This window comes from Brevundimonas sp. AVps31, assembly GCF_058681355.1.
Map to the genome: position 1 here is coordinate 148,954 of NZ_CM178736.1, position 24,518 is coordinate 173,471.

Annotated in this window: 23 protein-coding genes; 5 read left to right on the forward strand and 18 right to left on the reverse strand. The window is 69.4% G+C overall.

The window, feature by feature from the left end; all coding sequences use genetic code 11:
- Positions 1–48: 48 nt before the first annotated feature.
- The 7 genes from ACW174_RS00580 to ACW174_RS00610 all read right to left on the reverse strand — a co-directional run bounded on the left by ACW174_RS00580 (position 49) and on the right by ACW174_RS00610 (position 8,295).
- Positions 49–2,496 (reverse strand): S9 family peptidase, encoded by a 2,448-nt coding sequence (locus ACW174_RS00580; RefSeq protein ID WP_492015758.1) that lies wholly within the window; start codon positions 2,494–2,496, stop codon positions 49–51.
- Positions 2,497–2,574: 78 nt separating this feature from the next.
- Entirely contained in the window at positions 2,575–3,117 is a 543-nt protein-coding gene (locus ACW174_RS00585; RefSeq protein ID WP_492015759.1) for a hypothetical protein, read from the reverse strand.
- Between the two features lie 16 nt (positions 3,118–3,133).
- Positions 3,134–4,549, reverse strand: a complete 1,416-nt coding sequence (locus ACW174_RS00590) for an MBOAT family O-acyltransferase (protein ID WP_492015760.1) — start codon at positions 4,547–4,549, stop codon at positions 3,134–3,136.
- Positions 4,549–5,823 carry a GDSL-type esterase/lipase family protein gene (locus tag ACW174_RS00595; protein ID WP_492015761.1) on the reverse strand — a complete coding sequence of 425 codons (1,275 nt, stop codon included), beginning with the start codon at positions 5,821–5,823 and terminating at the stop codon, positions 4,549–4,551. Before ACW174_RS00595 ends, ACW174_RS00590 begins: the two co-directional genes overlap by 1 nt.
- Positions 5,824–5,825: 2 nt before the next feature.
- Positions 5,826–6,722 (reverse strand): SGNH/GDSL hydrolase family protein, encoded by an 897-nt coding sequence (locus ACW174_RS00600; RefSeq protein WP_492015762.1) that lies wholly within the window; start codon positions 6,720–6,722, stop codon positions 5,826–5,828.
- Between the two features lie 120 nt (positions 6,723–6,842).
- Positions 6,843–7,256, reverse strand: coding sequence for a DUF2177 family protein (locus ACW174_RS00605; protein WP_492015763.1), 414 nt, complete (start codon positions 7,254–7,256; stop codon positions 6,843–6,845).
- Positions 7,257–7,269: 13 nt separating this feature from the next.
- A complete protein-coding gene (locus ACW174_RS00610) occupies positions 7,270–8,295 on the reverse strand; it encodes an SAM-dependent methyltransferase (protein ID WP_492015764.1) in 1,026 nt (341 codons plus the stop codon).
- A 144-nt stretch (positions 8,296–8,439) separates the two neighbouring features.
- Between ACW174_RS00610 and ACW174_RS00615 the strand changes: the two genes are divergently transcribed.
- Genes ACW174_RS00615 through ACW174_RS00625 form a run of 3 tightly spaced genes read left to right on the forward strand, consistent with a single transcriptional unit; the run spans position 8,440 to position 10,696 of the window.
- A complete protein-coding gene (locus ACW174_RS00615) occupies positions 8,440–9,144 on the forward strand; it encodes a CoA transferase subunit A (protein WP_492015765.1) in 705 nt (234 codons plus the stop codon).
- A gap of 2 nt (positions 9,145–9,146) precedes the next feature.
- Positions 9,147–9,800, forward strand: a complete 654-nt coding sequence (locus ACW174_RS00620; protein WP_492015766.1) for a 3-oxoacid CoA-transferase subunit B — start codon at positions 9,147–9,149, stop codon at positions 9,798–9,800.
- A gap of 50 nt (positions 9,801–9,850) precedes the next feature.
- Entirely contained in the window at positions 9,851–10,696 is an 846-nt protein-coding gene (locus ACW174_RS00625) for a toxic anion resistance protein (RefSeq protein ID WP_492015767.1), read from the forward strand.
- Here the strand turns inward: ACW174_RS00625 and ACW174_RS00630 are convergent.
- Together ACW174_RS00630 and ACW174_RS00635 are read right to left on the reverse strand one after the other, a co-directional pair.
- Positions 10,693–11,049, reverse strand: a complete 357-nt coding sequence (locus ACW174_RS00630) for a VOC family protein (protein ID WP_492015768.1) — start codon at positions 11,047–11,049, stop codon at positions 10,693–10,695. The genes ACW174_RS00625 and ACW174_RS00630 overlap by 4 nt on opposite strands.
- Positions 11,046–11,672 (reverse strand): hypothetical protein, encoded by a 627-nt coding sequence (locus ACW174_RS00635; RefSeq protein WP_492015769.1) that lies wholly within the window; start codon positions 11,670–11,672, stop codon positions 11,046–11,048. The genes ACW174_RS00630 and ACW174_RS00635 overlap by 4 nt, the downstream gene beginning before the upstream one ends.
- A 69-nt stretch (positions 11,673–11,741) precedes the next feature.
- Here ACW174_RS00635 and ACW174_RS00640 point away from each other — a divergent pair, with 69 nt between their 5' ends.
- Entirely contained in the window at positions 11,742–12,329 is a 588-nt protein-coding gene (locus ACW174_RS00640) for a TetR/AcrR family transcriptional regulator (RefSeq protein ID WP_492015770.1), read from the forward strand.
- Here ACW174_RS00640 and ACW174_RS00645 read toward each other — a convergent pair.
- The 9 genes from ACW174_RS00645 to flgK form a co-directional block, all read right to left on the reverse strand.
- Positions 12,326–12,643, reverse strand: coding sequence for a hypothetical protein (locus tag ACW174_RS00645; protein ID WP_492015771.1), 318 nt, complete (start codon positions 12,641–12,643; stop codon positions 12,326–12,328). The two genes, ACW174_RS00640 and ACW174_RS00645, sit on opposite strands and share 4 nt — an antisense overlap.
- An 18-nt stretch (positions 12,644–12,661) precedes the next feature.
- Positions 12,662–13,297, reverse strand: coding sequence for an ABC-type transport auxiliary lipoprotein family protein (locus tag ACW174_RS00650; protein WP_492015772.1), 636 nt, complete (start codon positions 13,295–13,297; stop codon positions 12,662–12,664).
- Entirely contained in the window at positions 13,294–14,232 is a 939-nt protein-coding gene (locus ACW174_RS00655; protein ID WP_492015773.1) for an MlaD family protein, read from the reverse strand. The genes ACW174_RS00650 and ACW174_RS00655 overlap by 4 nt, the downstream gene beginning before the upstream one ends.
- Positions 14,233–14,245: 13 nt before the next feature.
- Positions 14,246–15,043, reverse strand: coding sequence for an ABC transporter ATP-binding protein (locus ACW174_RS00660; RefSeq protein ID WP_492015774.1), 798 nt, complete (start codon positions 15,041–15,043; stop codon positions 14,246–14,248).
- Complete coding sequence (locus ACW174_RS00665; RefSeq protein WP_492015775.1) at positions 15,040–16,266, reverse strand: ABC transporter permease; 1,227 nt, start codon at positions 16,264–16,266, stop codon at positions 15,040–15,042. The genes ACW174_RS00660 and ACW174_RS00665 overlap by 4 nt, the downstream gene beginning before the upstream one ends.
- Before the next feature lie 118 nt (positions 16,267–16,384).
- Positions 16,385–17,812, reverse strand: a complete 1,428-nt coding sequence (locus ACW174_RS00670; protein WP_492015776.1) for a UdgX family uracil-DNA binding protein — start codon at positions 17,810–17,812, stop codon at positions 16,385–16,387.
- Positions 17,812–19,056, reverse strand: a complete 1,245-nt coding sequence (locus tag ACW174_RS00675; protein ID WP_492015777.1) for a putative DNA modification/repair radical SAM protein — start codon at positions 19,054–19,056, stop codon at positions 17,812–17,814. Before ACW174_RS00675 ends, ACW174_RS00670 begins: the two co-directional genes overlap by 1 nt.
- A gap of 64 nt (positions 19,057–19,120) precedes the next feature.
- Positions 19,121–20,047 carry a flagellin gene (locus tag ACW174_RS00680; RefSeq protein ID WP_492015778.1) on the reverse strand — a complete coding sequence of 309 codons (927 nt, stop codon included), beginning with the start codon at positions 20,045–20,047 and terminating at the stop codon, positions 19,121–19,123.
- A complete protein-coding gene (gene flgK / locus ACW174_RS00685) occupies positions 20,047–22,164 on the reverse strand; it encodes a flagellar hook-associated protein FlgK (RefSeq protein ID WP_492015779.1) in 2,118 nt (705 codons plus the stop codon). The genes ACW174_RS00680 and flgK overlap by 1 nt, the downstream gene beginning before the upstream one ends.
- 405 nt (positions 22,165–22,569) lie before the next feature.
- On the opposite strand from flgK, the gene ACW174_RS00690 reads away from it, so the two are divergent.
- Positions 22,570–24,516: a flagellar hook-length control protein FliK gene (locus ACW174_RS00690; protein ID WP_492015780.1), complete on the forward strand. Its 1,947-nt coding sequence runs from the start codon at positions 22,570–22,572 to the stop codon at positions 24,514–24,516.
- The last annotated feature ends 2 nt before the right edge of the window (positions 24,517–24,518 follow it).

The following is a 24,518-nucleotide window of genomic DNA, read 5'->3' on the forward strand; positions in this document are numbered from 1 at the left end:
GTGTCCGGGATGACAAGGGACGGGAGGGACGTCAGGCCATTCTTGTAACTACTCCGCCGCCCGCGGCCCCGCGTTCTTCACATAGGTGTCCAGCCAGCGCACCGTTTCCCACAGCGTGTGCCCGACCGACTCGCGGGCGCTATAGCCGTGGGCCTCCAGCGGCAGGACCACATAGCGCACCGTCGCCCCCTGCCCCTTCAGCGCGGCGTAGAACCGCTCCGACTGGATCGGGAAGGTGCCCGAGTTGTCATCCGCCTCGCCGTGGATCAGCAGGATCGGCTCATTGACCTTGTCGGCATAGGCGAAGGGCGACATCTGGTTGTAGGTCTCCGGCGCCTCCCAGTAGGTGCGCTGCTCGGACTGGAAGCCGAACGGCGTCAGGGTCCGGTTATAGGCTCCCGACCGCGCGATGCCGGTGCGGAACAGGTCGGTGTGGGCCAGCAGATTGGCGGTCATGAAGGCGCCGTAGCTGTGGCCGCCGACCGCGATCCGGTCGCGGTCCGCCACGCCCAGCGCCACCACCGCGTCCACCGCCGCCTGCGCGTCGGCCGTCAGCTGTTCGATATAGGTGTCGTTCGGCTCGGCCCCGTCCTTGCCGATGATCGGGAAGGACGGATTGTCCAGCACCGCATAGCCCTGGGTCAGCAGGAACAGATGGCTTGATCCGCCGGGGCGCACGAAGCGGTTGGCGGTGTCGACCACCTGCCCGGCCACGGCGGCGTCGGTGAACTCGGCCGGATAGGCCCACATCACCAGCGGCAGAGGCCCGTCGCGGGTCTTGTCGTAGCCCGCCGGCAGATACAAGGTCCCCGACAGCTGCACCCCGTCGGCGCGGGTATAGGTGATCAGCTCGCGCGACACCCCGGCCAGTTGCGGCGCGGGGTCGGGGAAGGCCGTCAGCGCCGTCGGGGCGGCCGCGTCCAGATCACGGACATACAGGTTCGGCGGATCGTTCCGCGTCTCGCGCCGCGTCACCAGCCGCCGCGCGCCGTCGTCCAGAAGCCCGACGATGTTCTCATAGTCGCCGCTGGCCGAGGTCCACAGCCGCTCGCTCTGGCCGGTGTTCAGGTCCATGGCGGCGAGGAAGGGATACTCCCCCTCCCGCGTGGCGCCCGGACCGCTGACCAGCAGGCGACCGTCGGCGGTGAACTGCGCCACCTCGAAACCGGCCGCGTTGGCCTCCGTCACCGGCGAGCCGGGATCGTCGTAGCGGGCCTGATAGTTGCGCTCCAGCAGCACCCGGCCGGTCCCCGGATTGGAGGGATCGACGACGTAGCGCGTCTCGTGGCGGGTGTTGAACCAGCGGCTGTTGACCAGCGCCGTATCCGCATCGCCCCAGGTCACGCCGCCATAGCGTTCCTTGAGGTCGATCAGGGTCGTGGGCTGGGCGTTGAACGGCGCGGCCAGCATGAAGACGCGGTCACGCACCTCCGCCGCCGTGCGGGGATCGCCCCCGTCCTGCGCCTCGACCCAGACCAGGGTCGAGGGCGCGTCGGCCCGCCACTGCACCGAGCGCGGCCCCGGCGCCACCGCATCGAACGGGGTCGGGATGTTGTCGCGCAGCGGCAGGTCGGACACCTGATGCACGGTGCGCCCCTGCAGGTCGATCACCCGCGTCTCCGACGGGAACAGCGCGGCCGGGACCACATAGCTGTAGGGCCGCTTGACCGTGGTGGTCAGCACATAGCGCCCGTCCGGCGAGGTGTTGGCCCCCAGATAGACCGCCGGCGCGCCTAGGTCCCGCGCGCCCCGGCCGTTGATCGGCACAAAGGTCAGCTGCGAGGTGAAGTAGTGGTCGAACAGGGCTTCGTCGCCCGGATTGGACAGCAGATCCTGATAGGTCCGGGCCGGGGCCACCCGCCCCATGCTCTCGGCCACGGTCGGTCCGGTCGGCGCGCGCGTGACGTCCGGCGCGGCGCCGCGGCCCTGCGGCGTCATCCGCACCACCAGTCCGGCGCTGTCCGGCGTCCAGTCGAAGGCCGCGCCCGAGGTGGCGTTGACGCGGGCCTCGGTCAGCTTGCGCGCGCGGGCCGTGGCCACATCCACCACCCACAGCTCCAGCCCCGTCGGGGCATCCATCAGCAGGGCCACCGACGTCCCGTCCGGCGACCACGTCGGCGAGAGGAAGCGCGCATTGGCCGGCAGTTGCACCGTCCGCGCCGCCCCGCCCGCGATCGGCTGGAAGCTCAGCCCCGTCAGCCAGCTGACCCGGCTGTTGGCCTGTCCGTTGTTGCGCGGATTGATCCGGTAGCCGCCCAGCCGCAGCATCGGCTCGGCCAGTTCCGCGATCGGCGGCAGGTTCGAGCGGTCGAACAGCGCCAGCGTCGTATGATCCGGGCTCAGGCTCGGGGTCGGCGTCGGCTTCGTATCGAGAATGTCGGCGATCGGCGCGGGCGGCTGCTGGTAGGCCAACGGATCCTGCGCCAGCGCCGGTCCCGCGAAGGCGGCCAGAAGCACGAAGGCGGGCATGGCCCGACCGAGCAGACGATGACGCATGAGACAGCCCCTTAAGCCCCGCCGACTTGCGGGCGGCGCACGCTAGAAGGCGTTTCCCGGCCCGGTCAAGTCAACGTCTCAGGGCGTATCGGCGCGCCCGGGCGCCGGGTCCTGCCCGACGAAGCGCGCATCCTTCGCATCGAACCAGGCGTCGCGCAGCCCGTGGCGCGGCAGGTCGGTCCCGACCAGCGCCAGTTGCCCGACCCAGGCCTCCGACACCTTCTCCACCGTCTCTGACACCCAGCCCGGCGCCTGCTGGTGCGACCAGTTCAGCGGCGACACCGCATTGAACACCAGCAGGAAGACCGCCGCGATCACGATGGCCCGGCTGGTCCAGCGCAGGTCGCGCGCCGCCAGCCCCTCATCGTCGATGGGCGGTTCGGGTGGAAAGGCGAACCGGCTCAGCGCCACCAGCCGGTTCCCGACCGCCGGCTCGGGCTCCGGCGCGGTCGGCAGGTCGTGCGCATCGGCGGCGGCGATCCAGTCGCTCGGCGGGTCCTGCGGCGCAGGCGTCTGCGGCAGGCTCTCGTACAGCGGCGGGAAGGGCGATTCCGGCCGGTGCACCGGGAAGGGCTCCAGCGGAACCCCGCCCTTCCCGCTCTGATCCTTTTCGTCGGTCATCGTCGCTGCAAACGCCTCAGAACTGGAAATAGATGAAGGGCGCCACGCCCTCGGGCCGCACGGCCTCGACCAGCAGGATGGCGATCCCGACCAGCAGTCCCAGGGTGATCGACGGCGCCGTCTTCAGCCGCTCGGCCACCCCCTCGATGGCGCGCGGCGGCAGCCAGTGCATCGCCAGCCCGCCGACGATCAGCGTCAGCAGCAGCGGCGTCAGCATCGTCACCGGCCCCACGCGGCCCAGCCCCGCCAGCATGGCCATGGCCAGCTCGAAGGTCTCGGCCCGGAACAGGATCCAGCCCAGGCAGACGATATGGAAGGTGATCAGCACCTCCAGCACCGTCGGCATCACCTTGCGGTCGCCGAATATCGCGCGACCGAGCCGCTCGACCACCTGCACCCCGCCGTGCAGCGCGCCCCAGGCCAGAAACGTCCACGCCGCCCCGTGCCACAGCCCGCCCAGCACCATGGTGATGAAGACGTTGATACAGCTGGCGAACAGCCCCTTCCGGCCCCCGCCCAACGGCACATACAGATAGTCGCGCAGCCAGCTGGACAGGCTGATATGCCACCGCCGCCAGAAGCTCTGCATCGAACTGGCCCGGTAAGGCTGGTCGAAGTTTCGCGGGAAGGAATAGCCCAGCAGGGCCGCGATCCCGATCGCCATGTCCGAATAGGCCGAGAAGTCGCAGTAGATCTGGACCGCATAGCCATAGACCGCCGCCGCGATGTCGATGGCCGAATGGGCCGACGGATCGAAGAAGACCGGATCAACCAGATTCACCGACAGCTCGGACGCGATCACCGTCTTCTTGAACAGGCCCCAGCAGATCAGCAGCAAACCGTGCGTCGCCATCTCCCGCGTCAGCCGCGGCGCCCGCTCGAACTGGGGCAGCAGGTCCGACGCCCGCACGATCGGCCCCGCCACCAGATGCGGGAAGAAGCTCATCAGCAGCATGACGTCGAGCAGGCTCTTGGCTGGCGGCGTCTTCCCGCGATGCACGTCCACGACATAGCTGATGCCCTGGAAGGTGAAGAAGCTGATCCCCACCGGCAGCACGATCTGCAGCAGCGGCAGGTCGCGCTCCCAGCCGAACCGCCCCAGCAGGTCGCCCGCCTGTTCGACGAAGAAGCCGTAGTATTTGAAGAAGCCCAGGATCAGCAGATTGGCCGCGACACCCAGCCCGACCAGCCAGGCCCGCCTTGCCTCCGGCCCGTCCCGCTCCATCTTCCGCGCGATCAGCGCCGCCACGCCCCAGTTCAGCACCGCCGACGCGATCAGCAGCCCGACGAACCGCCAGTCCCATTGGGCGTAGAAGAACCAGCTGGCCAGCAGCAGAAACAGTTTCCGCCGCCCGTTCTCGCGATCCAGCGACCACGAGGTGAAATAGACGAACAGGAAGAAGACGCCGAAGGCGAGCGTGGGGAACAGCACTACTCCGCGCTCCCCGGCTCGACGGCATGCTCAGCCTTCCAGCCGTCATAGGCGCCCAGCAGGTCGCCCGACAGGATGCCGCCGATCCAGTCGGCCCCCGCGCTCGTGAAATGCACCCGGTCGCCGCGCATCAGGGGCTCGGCCCCCAGCGCCAGACGATCCGCCGAACAGTCTCCCCCCATCCGTCCGTGCCAGTCCCAGAACGCAACGCCCAGATCGGCGGCGACCCGGCGTTGCACGTCCCGGACCACCGCCAGCTTCGGCGGCGGCGCCCGCATCCCGTCGGCGCTGCACCCGCCCGTCACGCCGCCGCGCAGCGCATCCGGCGCGCCCAGCACCATCAGCGCCGCCCCCGGCGCCAGCCGCCGCAGACGCGCGATCTGCCCGCGCAGCAGCGTCTCGTAAGCCGCCCCGTCCAGCTCGTCGTCGAAGCCGTCATTGGTGCCGAAGGCCAGCACGATCAGGTCCGGCGACCACGCCGCCAGTTCCGCCAAGGCGATCCCTTCCTCCCGCGCCGCCAGGTCGCGCAGGCTCGCCCCGACCCGTCCCAGGTTGGACACGGAGACGCCCCGTTGCGCGCCGACCAGCCGAACGGAATCGATCACCGCCCCTTCGCCCGCCGCCGTCAGCCGGACCGATGACATCGGCCCCGGAAAGCTCAGGGTGCGACAGACCTCGACCACCCCGTCGCCGAGATCCAGCTCGCGGCCGATCCCGCCCGCCTCGATCACGACACCGCGCCCGTCCAGCCCGGAGCGCCCGCAGACCCCCAGCCCCGTCGCGCTCGCACCGGGCTCAAGCTCGAACCCCATGACGGCGTCACGCCGCGCCACGGCCCGCACGCCCGCCAGGCCCATGCGTTGAAAGCCCGACGGCGTCGCCGACTGCAACGGCGCCGTTTCCATAAGCCAGCCGCGTTGGGCCACGAGGACCTGATAGGGGGCATAGCCGTCGTAGGGGACGCCCGGCGGCATCACGCCCCGCCCGGCCCGACCGAAGCGCTGCTGCAGGTCGGCCCTCAGCTTGCCGGTGATGCGGTCTCCCGCCGTGTGGCTGTCGCCGATCTGAAGCACGTGGACGGGCCGGTCGCGCGTTCCGGCCTCGGTCGCCGCCAGCGCCGCGAACACACCGTCCAGCGCCTCCGGCTGACACAGCCCGCCCGCGCACACGCCGATCCCCGGCTCCAGCGGCGGCGCGGCGACATAGGGGGTCTGGGCCACGGCAGGCGCGGCGAGCAGCAGCAGAGCGATCAGGGCGCCGGGCGCCGCGTTCACGATCAGGCCGCGGGCGTTTGGGTCGGGGCGGTCAGCCCCGCATCGCGCTTCAGCCGCTCGGCCACCGGCGCGCTCATCCGCAGGTATCCGGCCATCGACATGTGAATCCCGTCGTTGGCCCGCATCAGGGTGCGCTTGCCCTCGCCGTTCGGCAGATAGGCCTCATAGCCGCCCGCGCCGTTCGAGGTCAGGGTCGCCGTTTCGATATAGGGCACGCCCAGCGCCCGCATCCGCTCGGACACGACGCCGTTGATCAGGGCCATGCGGCCGTCAAAGCTCTCGCGCTTCATACGCGGCAGGCCGATCCAGTAGACGGCCACGTCGCGGCTCCGCAGCAGGGCCACCAGATCGGTGATCCGCTTGGCATAGGCCGCCTTCCAGCCGTCGGTGCCGAAGGCGTGGACCGTTCCGTCCAGTTCGATCCCCTGGGCGTCATTGGTGCCGAACAGCACCACCGCCACATCCACCGGCTGCGCGTCCAGCTGGCCGCGCGTCTTCGCCTGGATGTCCACATAGTCGTAGCGGCTGAGGCCGGTCGACACCTGCGAGAATTTGGTCACGCTGACGTTCGGCTGGCCGTGCAGGTCGCGGTACAGGCCGGTGTACAGGCCGTCGGCCATCGAATCCCCGAACACCCCGATCCGCAGCGGACCGCGCGCCAGACGGGCGCTCAGCGGGGTCACGGCGACGGCGACCGGCGCGGGCGCCACGGGCGCCACAACCGGCGCGGCCTCGGTTTCGCTTTCGGTTTCCGCGGACGGCGGCGCGGAGGCCGAGGCCTGTCCGCCCAGCAGCAGGGTCGGACGGCGCATCCAGTCGCGTCCGTCCGGCGTCAGCGCCAGACCCGCGACCACGCCGACCACGAACACCGCCGTCAATGCGTTGATACCGACCTTCACTCGCCGCCCCCGGACACTGCCTGTCCGGCTCTTTTACCCGATCAGCGCCCGCCTGCCATCCGACGCCCGCCTCAGGGGAAGAAAAAGGTTAACGCGTTGCCCGAAAGTCAGGGCGAGACGTCAGCCCCACTTCGCCTGCGCCCACGACGCCGCGAAATAGCCGACGGTCGCGCAGGTCGAGGTCAACACCGTGCCCCAGGCCAGATCGATCAGCGTCAGCTTCATCGACCAGTTGGCCAGCGTCGCCTGATTGGTCAGGTCATAGGTGGCGTAGCAGACGAAGCCCAGCACGGCGCCGTTGATCAGGGCGCGGGTCCAGTTTCCCTCCTTCAGGGCCGGGGCGATGGCCAGAAACACCGTCGCGCCGATCGAGATCAGATAGAAGGCCACCGCCGCCTTCATGTCGGGCTTGTCGGCCAGGATCGGGCCCAGCACCGGCTTGTACAGCCGGTCCGTCATCGTCGTCAGCCAGACCGCGTCGATCGCCGCGAAGGTCAGTCCCGCGCCCAGATAGGCGACCACATATTTCAGCATCGCATCTCTCCCCTCAGGCGGGCTTCAGCCGGTAGTGGCTGACCGCCCATGTGTTGCCGCCGTCGTTCCCGAACAGGCCCGCCGTCGCCATGTAGAACCGCCGCCAGCGCCGCCGCCAAAGCTCGGCGTCGGCGCCATAGGTCTCGCGCATCAGTTCCATCACCCGCTCGGACTGCGCGTCCATGTTCTTCAGCCAGTCGTCGGCGGTCCGCTGGTAGTTGACCCCGTTCCAGGTCCACTCCTGCTCGACCTCGAACAGGTCGGGGAACTGGCGCATCAGGCCCCGGCTGGGCATCACCCCGCCGGTGAAGAAATGCTGGGCGATGAAGTCGCCGCTGTCGGTGTGGTCGAAGCGATAGGGCGCGTCGCGGTGGGTGAAAATGTGCACGAACACCCGCCCGTCCGCCTTCAGCCAGCCCCTGGCCCGCGTCAGCAGCGCCCGCCAGTTGGCCATGTGCTCGAACATCTCCACCGAGACGATCCGGTCGAACAGGGCGTCGGTCTGGAAGTCGTTCATGTCGCAGGTGATGACCGTCAGATTGGTCAGCCCCCGCGCCGCCGCCTGCGCCTCGATATGGCCGCGCTGGCCATGGCTGTTCGACACCGCCGTAATCCGGCTGTTCGGATAGTGCTCGGCCATCCACAGGCTCAGCGAGCCCCAGCCGCAGCCCAGTTCCAGGATGGTCTGCCCGTCGGCCAGTTCCGCATGGTCGCACGTCGCCGTCAGCGCCTCGACCTCCGCCTGATCCAGCGTCGTGGTGGCCTCCGGATACAGGCAGCAGGAATATTTCAGCCGCTCGCCCAGACAGATGCGGAAGAACTCGGGCGGCAGTTCATAGTGCTGCTCATTGGCCGCCGCCGTGTGCTCGGCGATGGCGCGGGCCGCCATCTCCCGGGCGAACCCCGCCTCGTCGTGCGGCCCGTCCCGATCCAGCCGGCGCCGCGCCTCGCTGACCAGGCTGTCGATGGCCGGACGCGTGACGAAGTCCGGGAAGGGCGCGTCCTGCAGATGACGAATGGCGGCGTTGACGATGCTCATGGGCTGAATACGCCCAGCGCTGCCGTTTGGATGCGGCCTGTTTCTCTTCCGCACGATCCGCCACACTTGCCCCGCCCCGTCCCCCGCGTTAGGGACGACCAAAGGCTGTCGATATTCATCAGACAGTGAAAACATGAGGAAGCGATGCGGAAGATCTTCCCCGACGTGGCGTCTGCGCTCGAGGGCCTGACGTTCGACGGCATGACCGTCATGTCCGGCGGCTTCGGCCTGTGCGGCATCCCTGAAAAGCTGATCGCCGGCCTGCGCGACAGCGGCGTCAAGGGGATCACCGTCATCTCCAACAACGCCGGCGTCGACGGCTTCGGCCTCGGCCAGCTGCTGGAGACGAAGCAGATCGCCAAGATGATCTCGTCCTACGTCGGCGAGAACAAGGAGTTCGAGCGCCAGTATCTGGCCGGCGAGCTCCAGCTGGAGTTCAACCCCCAGGGCACTCTCGCCGAGCGCATCCGCGCCGGCGGCGCGGGCATCCCCGCCTTCTTCACCGCCACCGGCGTCGGCACCCTGGTCGCCGACGGCAAGGAGGTCCGCAACTTCGGGGGCCGCGACTACGTCATGGAAACCGGCCTCGTCGCCGACCTGGCCATCGTCAAGGCGTGGAAGGCCGACGAGCGCGGCAACCTCGTCTTCCGCAAGACGGCCCGCAACTTCAATCCGATGATGGCGACGGCCGGCAAGACCACCGTCGTCGAGGTCGAGGAAATCGTCCCCGTCGGCTCCCTCGACCCGGACCACATCCACACGCCGGGCATCTACGTCGACCGCATCGTCCAGACCGTGTCCGAAAAGCGCATCGAACAGCGCACCATCCGCAGCCGGGAGACCGCGTAACCATGGCCCGTACTCGCGAACAACTGGCTGAGCGCGCCGCGAAAGAGCTCCAGGACGGGTTCTACGTCAACCTCGGCATCGGCATCCCGACCCTGGTCGCCAACTACATTCCCGACGGCATGGAGGTCACCCTCCAGTCCGAGAACGGCATGCTGGGCATGGGCCCCTTCCCCTATGATGAGGATGTGGACGCCGACCTGATCAACGCCGGGAAGCAGACGATCACGGCGATCCCGGAGTCGTCGTACTTCTCCAGTTCCGACAGCTTCGCCATGATCCGCGGCGGCCACATCAACCTGTCCATCCTGGGCGCCATGGAAGTGGCCGAGAACGGCGACATCGCCAACTGGATGATCCCGGGCAAGCTGGTGAAGGGCATGGGCGGCGCCATGGATCTGGTCGCGGGCGTCAAGCGCGTGGTCGTGGTCATGGATCACGCCAACAAGCACGGCCAGTCCAAGGTGCTGAAATCCTGCACCCTGCCCCTGACCGGCACGGGCGTGGTCAGCCGCATCATCACCGACCTGTGCGTCTTCGACGTCAAGCCGGACGGCGCGGGCCTGGAACTGATCGAACTGGCCGACGGCGTCACCCTCGAGGAGGTCGCCGCCAAGACCGAAGCGAGCTACACCGTTGCCGACAGCCTGAAGGCGTAGTTAACCTTCCACCCAATGGGCCGGGAGAGCCTGTTGGGTGGGAGTATCACATGGCGGACGGTTCCTATCGCTGGCAGGGCAATGCGCCCGCGCCCGACGCCGCACAGGTGGACGCCATCCATGACGCTTGGCAGGACGAGCAGGCCGACGCCTTCGCCGAGCCCGCGCGTCTCGCGGCCGTCCAGACCATCGAGCGCGCCCTGTCCGCCGCCCGCACCGGCGACCTGACCGAGGCCCATGCCCGGCTGACCCATGCCCGCTCGGTGCTGGAGAGCCTCCGTCCCGAGGCGCTGGAGCCGCGCCGGGGTCTGGCGGGCCTGTTCGACAGCCGGGGCCGTCGCCTCAAGGCCTTTCGCGCCGCCTACGCCCGCGCCGCCGCCTCCGTCGATGAGGTCGCCCGCGACCTGACCGGCTGGATCGAGGGCGTCAGCCGCCGCTCGGGCGCGCTGGACGGCGCCTGGGGCGAGGTCCGCAACGCCGTCATCAGCCTCGACGCCCACCTCGCCGCCGCCGCCCGCCGCATCAGCGGTCACGCGGCCGCCGAGACCGACACCGCCCATCCGCTGAAAGCCCGCAAGGCCACGCTGGACGCCTGCCGCAACGCCGCCGTCGCCGCCCTGCCCCTGCTGCGCAACGCCCAGAACACCGACGCCCGCTTCGCCGACCTGCTGAAGCCCTGCGCCGAGGGCGCCGCCCTGTGGCGGGACGACTGGAAGGAGGCGCTCGGCCTGTCCGGTCGCCGTCCGAAGACGGTTCGCCCCGACCGCGAGCGCCTGCTGCGCCTCCGCGGCGACCTGCTGGTCCGCATCGACCGCGCCCTCGCCGGCATCACGGCCGCCCGCGACCGCAGGGCCGGAGTGGAAGCCCGACTGGCCGAAATCCGCCGCCCGCTCTAGGTGACGACCCGCCCGATCCGGACCAGCGTCCCGTTCGGGTCGCTCACGGCGAACTCATAGGTCCCCCACGGCTTCAGACGAGGCTGGTCGTCGTTGATGATCCGCTCGCGCACCCGCCCGGCCACGGCGTCCACGTCCTCGACATAGAGGTACAGGCCCAGCGCATTGTCCTCGATCCGCGCGGGCCAGTCCGGCGTCCGGGTCAGGTGCAGATGCCAGCCCCGTCCGTCCGACAGGATGCGGTAGTCGCCGTGGTCGCTGACCACCTCCAGCCCCAGCCGTCCGTAGAAGGCCGTGCTGGCGTCCAGGTCGCGGGCCGGCACGATGGCGGTGACGCGGTGCAGGTCGGTCATGCGCTCGGCTCCGAAGGGACCCGCAACAGGCAGGCCGCAGTCAGCGCGGACCATGCCGCGAACACCCCTGTCGCGACAACAGCCGGGATCAGGCCAAAGGCGCCGCCGCCATGGATCAGCCAGCCGATCGCCAGCACCGCCGCCGCCAGCCCCGCGCCTCCGGCCGCCTTCGCGACCGGACCCAGCCTCAGCATCCGCATCGCCCACAGCGCCGTCGCCGCCGCCACAGACAGCATGCCGAACACGGCCGCGGTCTGGTTCAGCGCCGCCAGCACCGGAAACTGGATTGCCGCCGCCGGCCCCGCCAGCCGCTCCGCCGCGAACCCGTTCACCAGCGCCGCCACGACCAGCGCGGCGACCCCGCCCGTGAACAGCATCCGCCCCGCCCTCACCGACAGATGACGCTCGCCCAGCCAGCGCGGCACCGTCGAGACGCCCAGCGCGATGACCAGCAGGCAGACGATCATCCCCCCATGCACCGCCCCATTGCTCCAGTCGTGCATCAACAGGCCGTCGTCCGCCCCTTTCAGGGACGTGGGGTGATGCAGCATCAGCATCACCGACGCCCCGGTCCCCGCCAGCATCAGGGCTCCCGCCTGCCGCGCTTCCTGTCTCATATCCATCCCGACCTCCCGTTGATGCCGCAGGTCTGGGCAAGGCGATCCGCGAACACGAGAGACGAACCTGCCCCGATGTCCGCTTCCGGACGATCCGGCCGGATTGTCCGCCATCGGCTCCGTGACCCGGGCGCGCCGGATGGCTATCGTCCGCCGATGGATCAGGCCCTCGACCGCCGCACACAGCGCACCCGCAAGGCGATCTCGGACGCCTTCGTCGGCCTGCTGTTCAGCCGCCGCTACGGCGCGATCCGCACCGCCGATCTGATCGAGGCGGCGGGGGTCGGCCGCTCGACCTTCTATGAGCATTTCCGCAACAAGGACGACGTGCTCGTCGCCGTCATCGAGCCCCTGTTTACCCCGCTGGCCGACGCCGCGGCGGGCCGGGGTCAGCTCGGCTCCATCCAGTTCATGCTCGATCATGTCTGGGAGCAGCGGGCGAACGCCCGCCTGCTGTTCGAACCCCCGCTGGGCGCCAAGCTGCAGCGCAAGCTGGCGGGCATGATCGAGGATCGCCTGCCCGAGCCCGGGGCGGGATCGCCGCCCGCCTCCCTCGTCGCCATGGGCGCCGCCGCAGGCACGCTGGCCATGCTGAGGATGTGGCTGGCGGGTGAGGTCGCCTGTGCGTCCGGCGTTTTGGCCCGTCGTCTGCTGACGCGCTAATCCCGCGCGGCCGCCTGCTTGGTCGCGCGATGGCGTCGGACGTCCGTTCGGATAGCGGCGAACAGGAAGACACACATTGAGTAGATCATGCCCACGATCAACGGGACCATTATGGATAGCGTGATCGCCAGCCTGACGCCCCACGATGCGGGGCTCGTGAAATGCTCAATGACAGCTGTGCCCACAATGGTGATCAGCAGCCCAATCATCCATGGCCCGGCGATGATCTGAGCCTGACCGTAACGCCGGATGTCGGGCACGGTCTCCCCCCGCCGGACAAGACCGGCATGGTAGCGCTTGATCCAGCCCAGCACCTGCTCGTTGCCCGCGCGCTAGTTCGCCAGCGTCGTCGGCAGGTTGCGGGCGTTCTGGTCCGTCCACTCGACGATCTGGGTATTCAGGTCGCGGGTCGCCGCGTCAAAGGCGCTGACGATGGGACCGACGCGGTTCTCGCTCGCCGGCTGCTCGACCGTGAAGACGCGCTCGGCCGTCACCGACCGCTCCTGCGCATTCAGCAGACGGACGCGGGCGATGATGGTGGCCACGGGCGCCGCCCCGGGCGAGGCGTAGCGGGCCTCGAAGGTGCGCACGTCGATGTCCAGCGCCTGCGACGCCCGGGTCAGCTCGCGCGGCCCGATCAGCCGCACCCGCCGGGCCTGCGAGGCGAAGGCGCTCTCCAGCGAGTCGCTGAACAGGATGTCGGCCGAGCTGACCCAGCGCGCGCCGGCGATATAGGCCGCCTCGGTGCCGGTGACGCCCAGAATGCGATCCTCGCGCACGGCCTGGGCGAACTCGGGACGACGCATGGCCACCTGCACGGACGCGGCCGGCGTTTCATGCTCGCTGACCCCCGAGGGCAGATTGCCGAAGCGGTACAGCTGCACCGGATCGGGCGTCGACAACAGGGAGCAGCCGCCCAGCGCGGCGACGGCGGCGAGGGCGGCGGCGCCCTTCAGGATGCGGATCACGGCTGGACCTCCATTTCGCGGGATTGCGGACGCGAGATGAACTCCCGCGGGCTGGCCCGCACGTCATCGATCAGCGACTGCAGCGACCGGGTCGCCTCGTCCAGTTGCTGGATCGACTGCTGCAGTTGCGGCAGTCCGGTGGTGGCGAAGTCGCCCAGCGGCCGCTCGAGGTTGGTCGCCGACCGGTTGATCGAGGCCACGGCCTCGCGGGCCTCCTCGGCGGCGGAGTTGACGTTGCGGACCGCGGCGGCGCCGTCGCCCTCGACCACCCGACGGGTGCTGATGGCCAGCCGCTCATATTCGCCGACGGCGGCGTTGGCGCGGGTCAGGGCCTGCTCCAGCTGCTCCAGCATCCCCTTGCGGGCTTCCAGCTCGGTCGTCAGGGACTCGATGTTCTTCAGGCTGGTCGAGAAGCTGCGGACGTTGTCATCCGACAGCACCCGGTTGATGCGGTTCAGGGCGTCCACCGTCTGCGCCAGCACCGTGCCCGAGCCGCTCAGCAGTTCCGCGATCGGCGACGGCTGGCTCTGGATCACCGGCACCACGTTGTCGGGGTACTGCTCCTTCAGGATGTTGCTGTTCGGGTTGCCGGCCGTGATCTGGATGTAGTTCAGACCGGTGATCCCCTGCGGCTCCAGTTGGGCGCGGCTGGTCACGCGCACCGGCGTGGTCGCGTCCACCCGGATGCGGGCGATGACCTGGTCACCCTTGTTCGGGTCCAGGTTCAGGTCCGTGACCTCGCCGACGCGGATGCCGTTGAAATGCACCTCGCCGCCTTCCGACAGCCCGCGCACGGGGCCGTAGAAGACGATGTCATAGACATCGTACTCGCTGTTGAACTGCAGGCGGGCCAGCCAGATCGTGAACACGGCCAGCGCCGCCAGAAGGGCGATGGTGGCGATGCCGACGGCGGCGTAGTGGGCGTCTCTTTCCATTCCTCGGCTCTCCTCAAGCCGCCTTGGCGCCCGCGCGACCGCGCGGACCAAGGAAATATTCGCGGATCCACGGATGGTCCGAATGTTCGAGTTCACGCACGGGGGCCTTGGCCACCACATGCTTGTCCGCCAGCACGGCGACCTGATCGGTGATCGCGTACAGGCTGTCGAGGTCGTGGGTGATCATGAAGACCGTCAGGCCGAGGTCGTCGGACAGCTGGCGGATCAGCTCGTCAAAGGCGGCGGCCCCGATGGGATCCAGTCCCGCCGTCGGCTCATCGAGGAACAGCAGCTCCGGGTCCAGCGCCAGGGCGCGGGCCAGCCCGACCCGCTTGCGCATCCCGCCCGACAGTTCAGCCGGCTTCAGATGGTGCGATTCCGGCTTCAGCCCGACCATGGCGATCTTCATCTCGGCCAGTTCGCGGATCACGTCGCGGGACAGACGGGTGTGCTCCACCAGCGGCGAGGCCACATTGTCGATCACGCTCAGCGACGAGAACAGGGCCCCTTGCTGGAACAGGATGCCGGTCCGGCGCTCCACATCCGCCTCATCCTCACCGGTCATGGTGGCGCGGTCATGCCCCAGAATGCTGACCGACCCGCCCTCGGGTTCTTTCAGGCCGATGATGGTGTTCAGCAGCACGGTCTTGCCGGTGCCGGACCCGCCGACCACGCCCAGAACCTCGCCCCGTTGCAGGTCGAGATCCAGGTTCTCGTGGATCGTCCGCTCGCCGAACTGGCTCAGCAGGCCGCGCACCTCGATCAGGTTCTCGGTCTTCGGCTCGGACGCCGGACTGTTGGGAGCCGTCATATGTTCAGCTCCAGGAAGATCAGGGCGAAGACGGCGTCCAGCGAGATGATGGCGAAGATCGCCTGCACCACGGCCGCCGTCACCCGGCGACCGAGGCTTTCCACATCCCCGGCGACGGCCATGCCCTGACGGCAGCCGATGGCGGCGATGACGATGGCGAACACCGGCGCCTTGATCATGCCGACCATCAGGTGGGTGCCCATATTGGGGTCTTCGCTGATGCGCTGGATGAAGAAGGACGGCCCGTAGCTGAGCTGGCTCCACGTCACCAGAAGCCCGCCCAGCAGCCCGGCCAGCATGCCGATGAAGGTCAGGATCGGCATCATGACGACCATGGCGGCCAGCCTTGGAATGACCAGGGCCTGGAACGGATTGACGCCCATCACCTGCATGGCGTCGACCTCCTGGTTCATCCGCATCGAGCCGATCTCGGCCGCGAAGGACGAGGCGGATCGACCGGCCAGCAGGATGGCGGTGATCAGCACGGCCAGCTCGCGCAGGGTCGCCACGGCGACCAGCTGCACCGTGAACACCCCGGCCCCGAACTGGGTCAGCAGATTGGCGCCCAGGAAGGCGATGACGGCCCCGATGAAGAAGTTGGTGACCGCCACGATGGGAATGGCGTCCAGTCCCGCGCGCTCGCCCTGGCTGAACCAGGCGGGCCAACGTATGAATTGGTGGCTCTTCAGCGCCCGACCCTTGGAGATCAGGCGATCGCCCTCGGCGCGGTTGACGCCCTTGACCACCGCGCCCCAGGCCAGCACCAGCCAGCCCAGAACCGCCAGAAGCAGGTATCGAACGGTCGTTCCCGTCGCGACGATCAGACGGCCCAGGAAGGCCATCGACAGCGTCGCCTCGGCGACGATGTCCTGCACGCCGCGCCCGACCTTGGCGAAGGTGCGGATCCAGCCCGGCGAGCGTTTCGGCGGTCCCGCGCTCTCGCGCTCCAGCCGCTCGACCATCGCATAGGTTCGCCCCGCCTCGGGGCGTTCGTCCCAGGCGGTTTTCGGCAATTTGGCGTGACCGGCCTGGATGACGGCCAGCGCCCCGGCGGTGTCGAACCGGCCCAGTTCAGACAGGTCCACCGCCGTCACTTCGCGCCCGTTCAGGCCGTCGTCCAGCCGTCCGGAAACACGACCCAGTTCGGTCGCGGTCCAGTCACCGGTGAGACGCAGGGTCAGGCCCTGCCCGCCCTCGTCGATCTGGAAATCCGCTGCAGCCATGCCCCTACCTAAAACGCCGCGTATCGATTGCCTATGACTGCTCTACGGCAAAGCTCCGGCGCCTGTCACAACGCGGTTCAACCGTATTCGTTCAGCCACGGTTTCCGCCATTTACGTATCAAAGCAGCTGCCGGACCTTTTTCAGATCCTCAACGAACCGCGCCCGCTCCATCGCCGCCGCCTCCCGATCCGGAATCCGCAGCAGATAGGAGGGGTGCACCGTCAGCAGGGCCGTCGCGTCGGACAGCGGCAGCGGCTGCCCCCGCTCCTTCGTCACCGCCACCTTGCGGCCCAGCACGCCCAGCGCCGCCGTCCCGCCCAGGGTCAAGATCACCTTGGGCTTCACCAGCGTCCGCTCGGCGTCCAGCCACCAGCGACAGGCGCTGATCTCACTGGTGGTCGGCGTCTGGTGGATCCGCTTCTTGCCGCGCGGCTCGTGCTTGAAATGCTTGACCGCATTGGTGACGAAGGTGTCGTCGCGGTCGATGCCCGCCTCTTCCAGGGCGGCGTCCAGCACCTGCCCCGCCGGCCCGACGAACGGCTGGCCCGACAGGTCCTCGTGATCCCCCGGCTGCTCGCCCACGATCATCAGCCGCGCGCGTCGCGGCCCCTGCCCGCACACCCCCTGCGTCGCGTCCCGCCACAGCGGGCACCGGCGACAGGCCTGAACCGCCTGGTCCAGTTCCTCCAGACTGGACGGCGTGAAGCCTTCGTCGAACGACCGGTCCCGGTTCATTCGCGACAGGGTCTTGGCCAGACGCGCGTTCGGCTCGGGCGCCGGCGCGGCGACCATCGCCTCCGTCCGCGACGACGCCGCCGCGATCATCTCGGGGATCAGCGCCGCTTCCGGCAGGTTGGCCCAGTACCGCTTGGGCATCTCGCCCTGCATGGTCTTCGTCTTCAGCCGCGCCGGATTGAAGGTCGACGCATAATAGGTCTTCCAGAAATCCTCGACCTCGTCCTCCGCCGGCGCCATGTCGCGCGTCGCCGACGGGCCGAAGGTCAACCGCTCCAGATCCCAGAAGGCGGATCCGTCCGGCGTCAGGATCGACCAGCGCATGGTCGTGTACCGCCGCGCGAAGAAGGGCGCGGTCTTCTCCAGCACCCGATGCGCAGGCTCGAACCAGGCCACCCAGGCCTCGCCCTTCTCGTCCTCGGCCAGCCGGAAACGGGCGAAGGCCTTCATCTTGTGGCTGGCCCGGCTGACGTTCTTCGCGCGCTCGAAGGCGTCGGCCACATCGCGGTCCGACACCACCTTGATCAGGTCCGGCTCCCGCTCCAGCCGCCACAGCAGGCGATACAGCAGGTCGAACCGGTCGACCGAGCGATGCAGGATCACGTTTTCGGCCAGATCGACGAAGGCCCGGGGCACCGGAAACTGCGCCCCCTCCCCGACCGGCGCCGCGATCTGGTCGAACAGGCCGGCGCTCCCTTCGCCGACCCGGAACGACGCCTCTTCCGGTCTCACCCCGGCCGAGCGGAACCGCCGCGCCGCCTTGCGCCAGCCGTCGAAATCCGTTTCGCCGTCCAGCACTGCGACAGGCATCAGAACAGGCTCATCTGCACCGGCTTCGGGTCCGGCGCGATGCGGGCGCGCAGGTCGACGGCGTCGGTCAGCCCGCCCGGCGTCCAGTCCAGCGCCGTAATGAAGGGCCGCACCTTGTCGATGCCCCGGCACAGCCGCGCCACATCCTCCAGCCGCAGGGTCCGGTAGCGCCGCACCGAAATCATCCGGTTCACCGACTTCACCCCCAATCCCGGCACCCGCAGCAGCGCCTCGCGCGGCGCGGTGTTCACATTGACCGGGAACTGCTCACGCCGGTTCAGCGCCCAGGCCAGCTTGGGATCGATGGCCAGATCCAGCATCCCGTCCGGCGTCGCCGCCTCGCCGATCTCCCCCGGCGCGAAGCCGTAGAACCGCATCAGCCAATCGGCCTGGTACAGCCGATGCTCGCGCATCAACGGCGGCTTCGACAGCGGCAGGCTGGACGAGGCGTCCGGGATCGGGCTGAAGGCGGAATAATAGACCCGGCGCAGGCCATAGCCGCCGTACAGCGACGCCGACCGGTCGATGATCTCCGTGTCCGGCGCCCCATCGGCGCCCACGATCAGCTGGGTCGACTGGCCCGCCGGCGCGAATTTGGGCGGCTTGATCCGGTCGCGCTTCTCCGGCTTGGCCGCCTCGACGCCCAGCCGCACCTGCCCCATCGCCTTCTTGATGACGCCGACGTCCTTCTGCGGCGCCAGCCGTTTCAGCGCCTCGTCGCGCGGCAGTTCGATATTGGCCGACAGCCGGTCGGCATACAGCCCCGCCTGCTCGACCAGTTTCGGATCCGCCTCCGGGATCAGCTTCAGGTGGATATAGCCGCGGAAGTCGTGATCCTCGCGCAGGGTCTTCGCCACCAGGACCAGCTGCTCCATCGTATAGTCGCCCGAGCGGATGATGCCCGACGACAGGAACAGGCCCTCGATATAGTTCCGGCGATAGAAGTTCAGCGTCAGGTCCACCACCTCCTGCACATTGAACCGGGCGCGCGGCACGTTCGAACTCGCCCGGTTGATGCAGTAGGCGCAGTCGTAGATGCAGAAATTGGTCAGCAGGATTTTGAGCAGGGACACGCAGCGTCCGTCCGGCGTGTAGGCGTGACAAATGCCCATGCCTTCCGTCGAGCCGATGCCCTTGCCGCCCATCGAGTCGCGTTTCGACGTGCCGGAGGATGAGCAACTGGCGTCATATTTGGCCGCGTCGGCGAGGACGGAAAGCTTCTGCCGGAGATCGAGTTGAGCCATTTGTTCCCACTATGTTCCATAGGGAGAGCAACTGTCCAGCGTGGCCGTTGCCGATTTTCCGGATTTAACTCAGGAAGTTGAGCAGCGAGACCTGACGCAGCTGGCTGATCACCTGGGCCGAGGCCTGGATGGCGATCTGCGACAGCTCCAGGTCCGTCACCGCCTTGGCCATGTCGGCGTCGGTGCGGTTCGAGACCAGTTCGTCCAGCGATTCCATCTGCGCCTTGTGGCCCTTGCCGATGCTTTCGACCTGATTGGCCAGCGAGCCGGTGGTGGCGGTCTTGTCGATCACGCCCTTGCCCGCCGCCTCCAGCCTCGACAGTTGGGTGGTCAGGAAGGTCTTCTGCGTCTCGGTCAGCTTGCCGGTCAGCGGCCCGTTGGCGCCGTCATTGAACTGCTGGATATCGCGCAGGATGCCCATGACGTCGGTCCCGATCTCGTTGGCCAGGAAGCCGGTCTCCAGCGTCGTGCCCTCGGCGACGCGGCTGGCGGTCTTGAGAGTGTCGTTGTGGAAGACCGAGGCCACGCTCGGCGCCGCCCCCAGCTGGGACAGGTTGGAGATGTCCATCGGCGGGGTGTTCACCTGCGCCCCGGCGAACAGATAGCCGCCCTGGTGGCGCATGTTCAGGCCGCCGCGGATGGTCTGGAACTGTCCCTCCATCTCCAGCATCAGCGAGGTCGAGGAATCCGAGGACAGGGCGTTGCCGATCGCGGTGCGCAGGGCCTCGACCCCGTCGCCGATCTGGGTCAGCGCCAGATCCTGCGTCGTCAGTCGCGCCGACACCGCCTCCGCCGTGTCCATGAAGCCCTGGATCCGGCTCTGCGACCCCTTGAGGGCCGTCAGCGTCTCGGATTGCCGCCCGAAGCCGGTCAGGTCGGTGGCGTTCTTCTGGGTCGAGACCCGCGCCTGCGCCTCGGCGCCCCGGCTCTGGGCGCTCATGAGGTTGAGAAGGGCCGTCTGGTAGTTGCCGAAGGTCGCGACGCGGGTCATCAGATCATCCCCAGAAGCGTGTCATACATGTCGCGGGCCGCCTGGATCAGGCGGGCCGAAGCGTTGAAGGCCTGCTGGTAGGTCGTCATCAGCACCAGCTCCTCATCCAGATTGACCCCCTCGTGCCCGGTCCGGCGCGCGGTCGCCTCGGTGAAGAGGGCCTCCGTGGTTTCCTTGCGGTTCTTGGCGGCGGTGGCCTTGCCGCCGATATCGCCCGCCAGTTCCGAAGCGTAGCGAGAGACGGAGATCGCGCCGCCGGACGACCCGCCCGCCGCCTGGAAATTCGCCGTCCGCTGACCCGCATCCGCCAGCCCCAGGGCGCCGCGGCCGTCACCGGTGCTCAGCGCCACCGTTCCGACGGCCGCCGACAGATTCAACTGCCCCAGCGCCAGCTTCGTCGGGTTCTGCCGGATGTCCGCCCGCAGCGCGAAGCCGTCCGCCCGCGACGCGCGCACGCCCGCGCCGATCCCGAACAGCTCCGACGCCGACACGCCGGACGGAATCTGGACCGTATTGTCGTTCAGAACGCTCAGCGTCGACGGCGGATTGCCGTTGCCGTTGAAGGTCAACGACCCGTCGGCGCCCAGCGAGAAGTTTCCGTGCGCGCCGACGCCGGTGGCGGCGTTGTTCAGGGCGTTGATCAGGTCGCCGACCGTGCCGCCCGCGGGCACCGCCACCTCGATGTCTCGGATCCTGGACCCGGTCTCGCTGCTGAAGCGGAAGGTCATCTTCTCGCCGGCGGTGAAGCCGTGCGGCGACGCCAGGGTCAGGCCGGTGTCGTACAGCGCGGGACGATCCGTCGTGATCAGATCGTTCAGGCCGAAATAGTGCGAAAAACCCCGCCCCGCCTTGGTCGACGGGGACGTCGGATCGTCGGCGATGGCGACGCCATTGGCCGTATTGGTGGTCGCGATCGACAGCTTGCCGTCGACGAACGCCGCCGTCGCCGCCCCGCCCAGCTGGGTGTTCAGGGTCGCCAGGAAGGTCGTGGGGTCGGCCGCGACGCCGTTGACCGTCATGGTCGCGCCACTGAAAACGATGTCCACCCGCTGCTGGATCACTCCGGCCTGATTGGTCACCGCGATGGTCGTGCGACCGGTGAAACCGGCCACGGCGCTTTCCAGCGACTGCCCGACATTGCGGCCGTTCAGGCTGTTCGGCGCCGGCGCCGAGGCATTGGCGTTGTGCGCGCGGTTCAGCTCGTCCGCGACATGGGTCACCAGTTCGGCCAGACGCGCCGCGGCGGCCGGCGCCTCGGTGTCGCGCAGCTCGACCAGTCCCTTGATCTCGCCCGAGGTCACGCTGTCGATCAGCGACAGCTTGGTGCCGCCCGGCTCCGTGATCCAGATTTCGTTGAAGGACGTCTCGCTCGTGACGGTGCCCGCGCGCTGGTAGGACAGGGTCGCCGCCCCCTCCCCCGCCAGCAGGGCGCCGTTGCCCGTGCGGATCGAGACGCCGCCGACACCGCGGGCCGAAACCCGGATGTCCATCAGGCTGGACAGCTGATCCACCAGCGCGGCCTGCGCCGTCTCGGCGCCGGACGCATCGCCGTTGCTGACCTTGGCCCGCGAGATCTGGACGTTGAGCGCCTCGATCTGCGTCAGCAGGTTGTTGGCGGACTCAACCGCGGTCTGGATCCGGCCGTCCGCGTCCTCGCGCACCGCCTGGATCTGGTTGGCGATCCGGGTGGACTCGTCGAACAGCGCCTGGGTCTTGAACAGGGCGTCCTGACGGCGGGGCGATGAGGTCGGGTCTTCGGCGCTCGACGCGAACGAGGCGAAGATGCTGTCCACCTGCGAGAAGAAGCCGCTGGTCCCGCCCGGATCACCGAACAGCGACTGGATGCGGTCATACAGCTCGTACCGCACGCCCTGGCGCGACGCCTCGGAATTGGCGCTCATGCTGGCGGCTTGCAGGAAGCGGTCGGTGGCCAGACGAACGCGGGTGACCTCGACGCCGCTGCCGACCCCCTGACTGGACAGAGCGACCTGATCGGCGACCTTACGGACATAGCCGGGCGTGTTGACGTTGGAGACGTTGTCCGAAACCACGCGCAACTGGGTCTGGGCCGCGATCAGCCCGGTGTTGGCGTTGTTCAGGATGCTGGTTACCGACATGCGCGGACCTCCATCGAACGGGCGCCCGGCAAGGTCTGCCAGTCGGCGCGCGCTTTTTGCCCGGCAGCCCGATCAGCTCCGCCAGACAACTCATTGTATTTACGCAAGATCGCGTTTCGCGCCTGTCTCATGACCGGCAAGGGGCGCAAACGCCGGGCCAGTTGGCCGGACGGGGCCCGGGGCGGCCCGGGGGCGGCGAACGGCGCCGGGCAAGTTTGGTCGGCACGCGGCAAGATATGACCGCACGGCCTGCCGCCCGGGCCCGATCACCAGATAACAAATGTCAGCAAAATCAGACGTCTGGAGGTCAAACCCGCTGTGGCCCGCGACTTGCGCCGGGCCTTCCGAATGTTTGGCGCAGCAGGCGCCCCGCCCCCTCCGCTCGGCGATTATCGCCAGGATCCCATGTCCACCGCCTCAGTTCTGCTGAACATGATCGCGCCTTCCGCTCCGACGACCTCGCAAGGGTCGGCGGCGGTCGATGCGTCGGCGTTCGAGGGTCTGCTGGCGTCCGCCATGGGGACCGGCCTGCCGGGCGAAGGCGAGGGTGAGGCCAAGGCCTCCCCTGAAAAGACGGACGCCTCCGACGCGGCGCTGGCCGCCGCCGTCGTCCCGGCCCAGACCCTGCCGCCCGCGCCGCAGCCGATCCTGCTGATCCCCGACATGGATCTGTCGGCATCGACGGGCCGGCCCCCGATCGCCGCCGCCCCCGCGGAGGCGCCGACCGCCGATACGGTCGTCAGCGCCGCGCCGGTCCCGGCGCCCCCGACGCCGGGCGCCGCCGTCGAAGCCTCGATCCCTGAAGCCGCCGTCGTCAGCGCCCCCGCGCCCGCCGCCCCGGTTACCGCTGCGCCTGTCGTCGCCGCCCCGGCCGCCGAGGCCTCGCCTGTCGTCCCGGCGGCGCCCGCGACCGCCGCCGCGCCCTCGACGCCGACGCCGCCGACTTCCCCGCTGCCGCCGACCTCGCCGCGTCTGCCGACCGACAAGCCCGTCGACACCGACCCGCAGGTTCGCCCGGCCCTGACCGCCGACAAGGCCGTCGCGACGGACACCCCCGAGGTCCAGCCCCTCGCCCCGGCCCCGGCGGCCGGCAAGGCCGATCCGGCTCCCCTGACCCAGCCGCACGCCCCCGTCGTCGCCCGCCCGACTGTCCGCTCCGCCGGCCGGCTCACGGCGGACGTCGTGGCGGACGCCCGGACGGCCCTCAGCCTGACGGACGCCGAACCCGCGCCCGCCACGCCGGAGACGCCCAAGCTCGGCACGACGGCCCAGCCCGCGACCCAGCCGCTCGCGCCTGCCGTGACGGCTGAAACGACGCCCGCCGACACGCCCGCGCCTCTGGTTCAACCGGCCCTGGTCGCGACCGACAAGGCTGCGGCGCCCACCGCCCCGGCCCCCTTGGTCCAACCCGCTCTGGTTCAGCCCGTTCTGGCCCAGCCCGCGCCGGTCGCCGCGCCGATCGTCAAGGATCAGACGACGGCCCGGCCCGACGACGGCGCGGACCTGCCGGATGCACCCGTCGCGGCGGAGCAGCCCGATCCCGGCAAGTCCGTCGCCCCGGACGCCGCGCCCAAGGCTCCCGACGCGCCGCGCTCGGTCGAGACCCCGACCCTGCGCGCCCTGGCCGAACGCGCCTCCCGCCCGGTCGAGACCAATGCCGCCGTCGATACCTCGGCGCCGATGACGCCGACGGGCGCGGCCGCGACGACCGCCCCGTCCGTCACGACGGGCCCTGTCCAGGCGCCGGCCCCGCGCCCCGATCTCGCCGCCCCGGCTGACCTCGCCGCTGACACGCTCGATACGCCGTCCGATGGTCCCGTGGACGCCGTCGCGCCCGAGGCCGCGCCGTCCGCCCAGACCGCCGCCGCCACGCGTGAGGCCCTGCCGCCGACCCTGTCGCGCGCCTCCATCGAAGCCACGGCCCAGATCGCCGCCCAGATCCTGAAGCAGCTGAACGGTCGCTCGACCCGGTTCGAGATGGCCCTGACGCCGGATGATCTGGGACGCGTCGACGTCCGGCTCGAGATCGACGCCGAGGGCCGGCTGGCCGCGCGTCTGGCCTTCGACAATCCCGCCGCCGCCACCGACCTGAAGGGCCGCGCCGACGAACTGCGCCGTCAGCTTGAGCAGCAGGGCTTCCAGCTGGCCGACGACGCCTTCGAGTTCACCCAACGCGACAGCGGCTCCAGCGCCTTTGATCGCGGACAGGACGCGCGTCAGGGCCAGGATCAGGGCCAGTCCCGCGCCTTCGCCGCCGCCAACCGCCTGAACGCCGAAACCGACACCGCCGCCCTGCCCCCGCGCTGGCAGGCGCTCTCCCTCACGCCCACGGGCGTGGATATGAAGGTCTGATC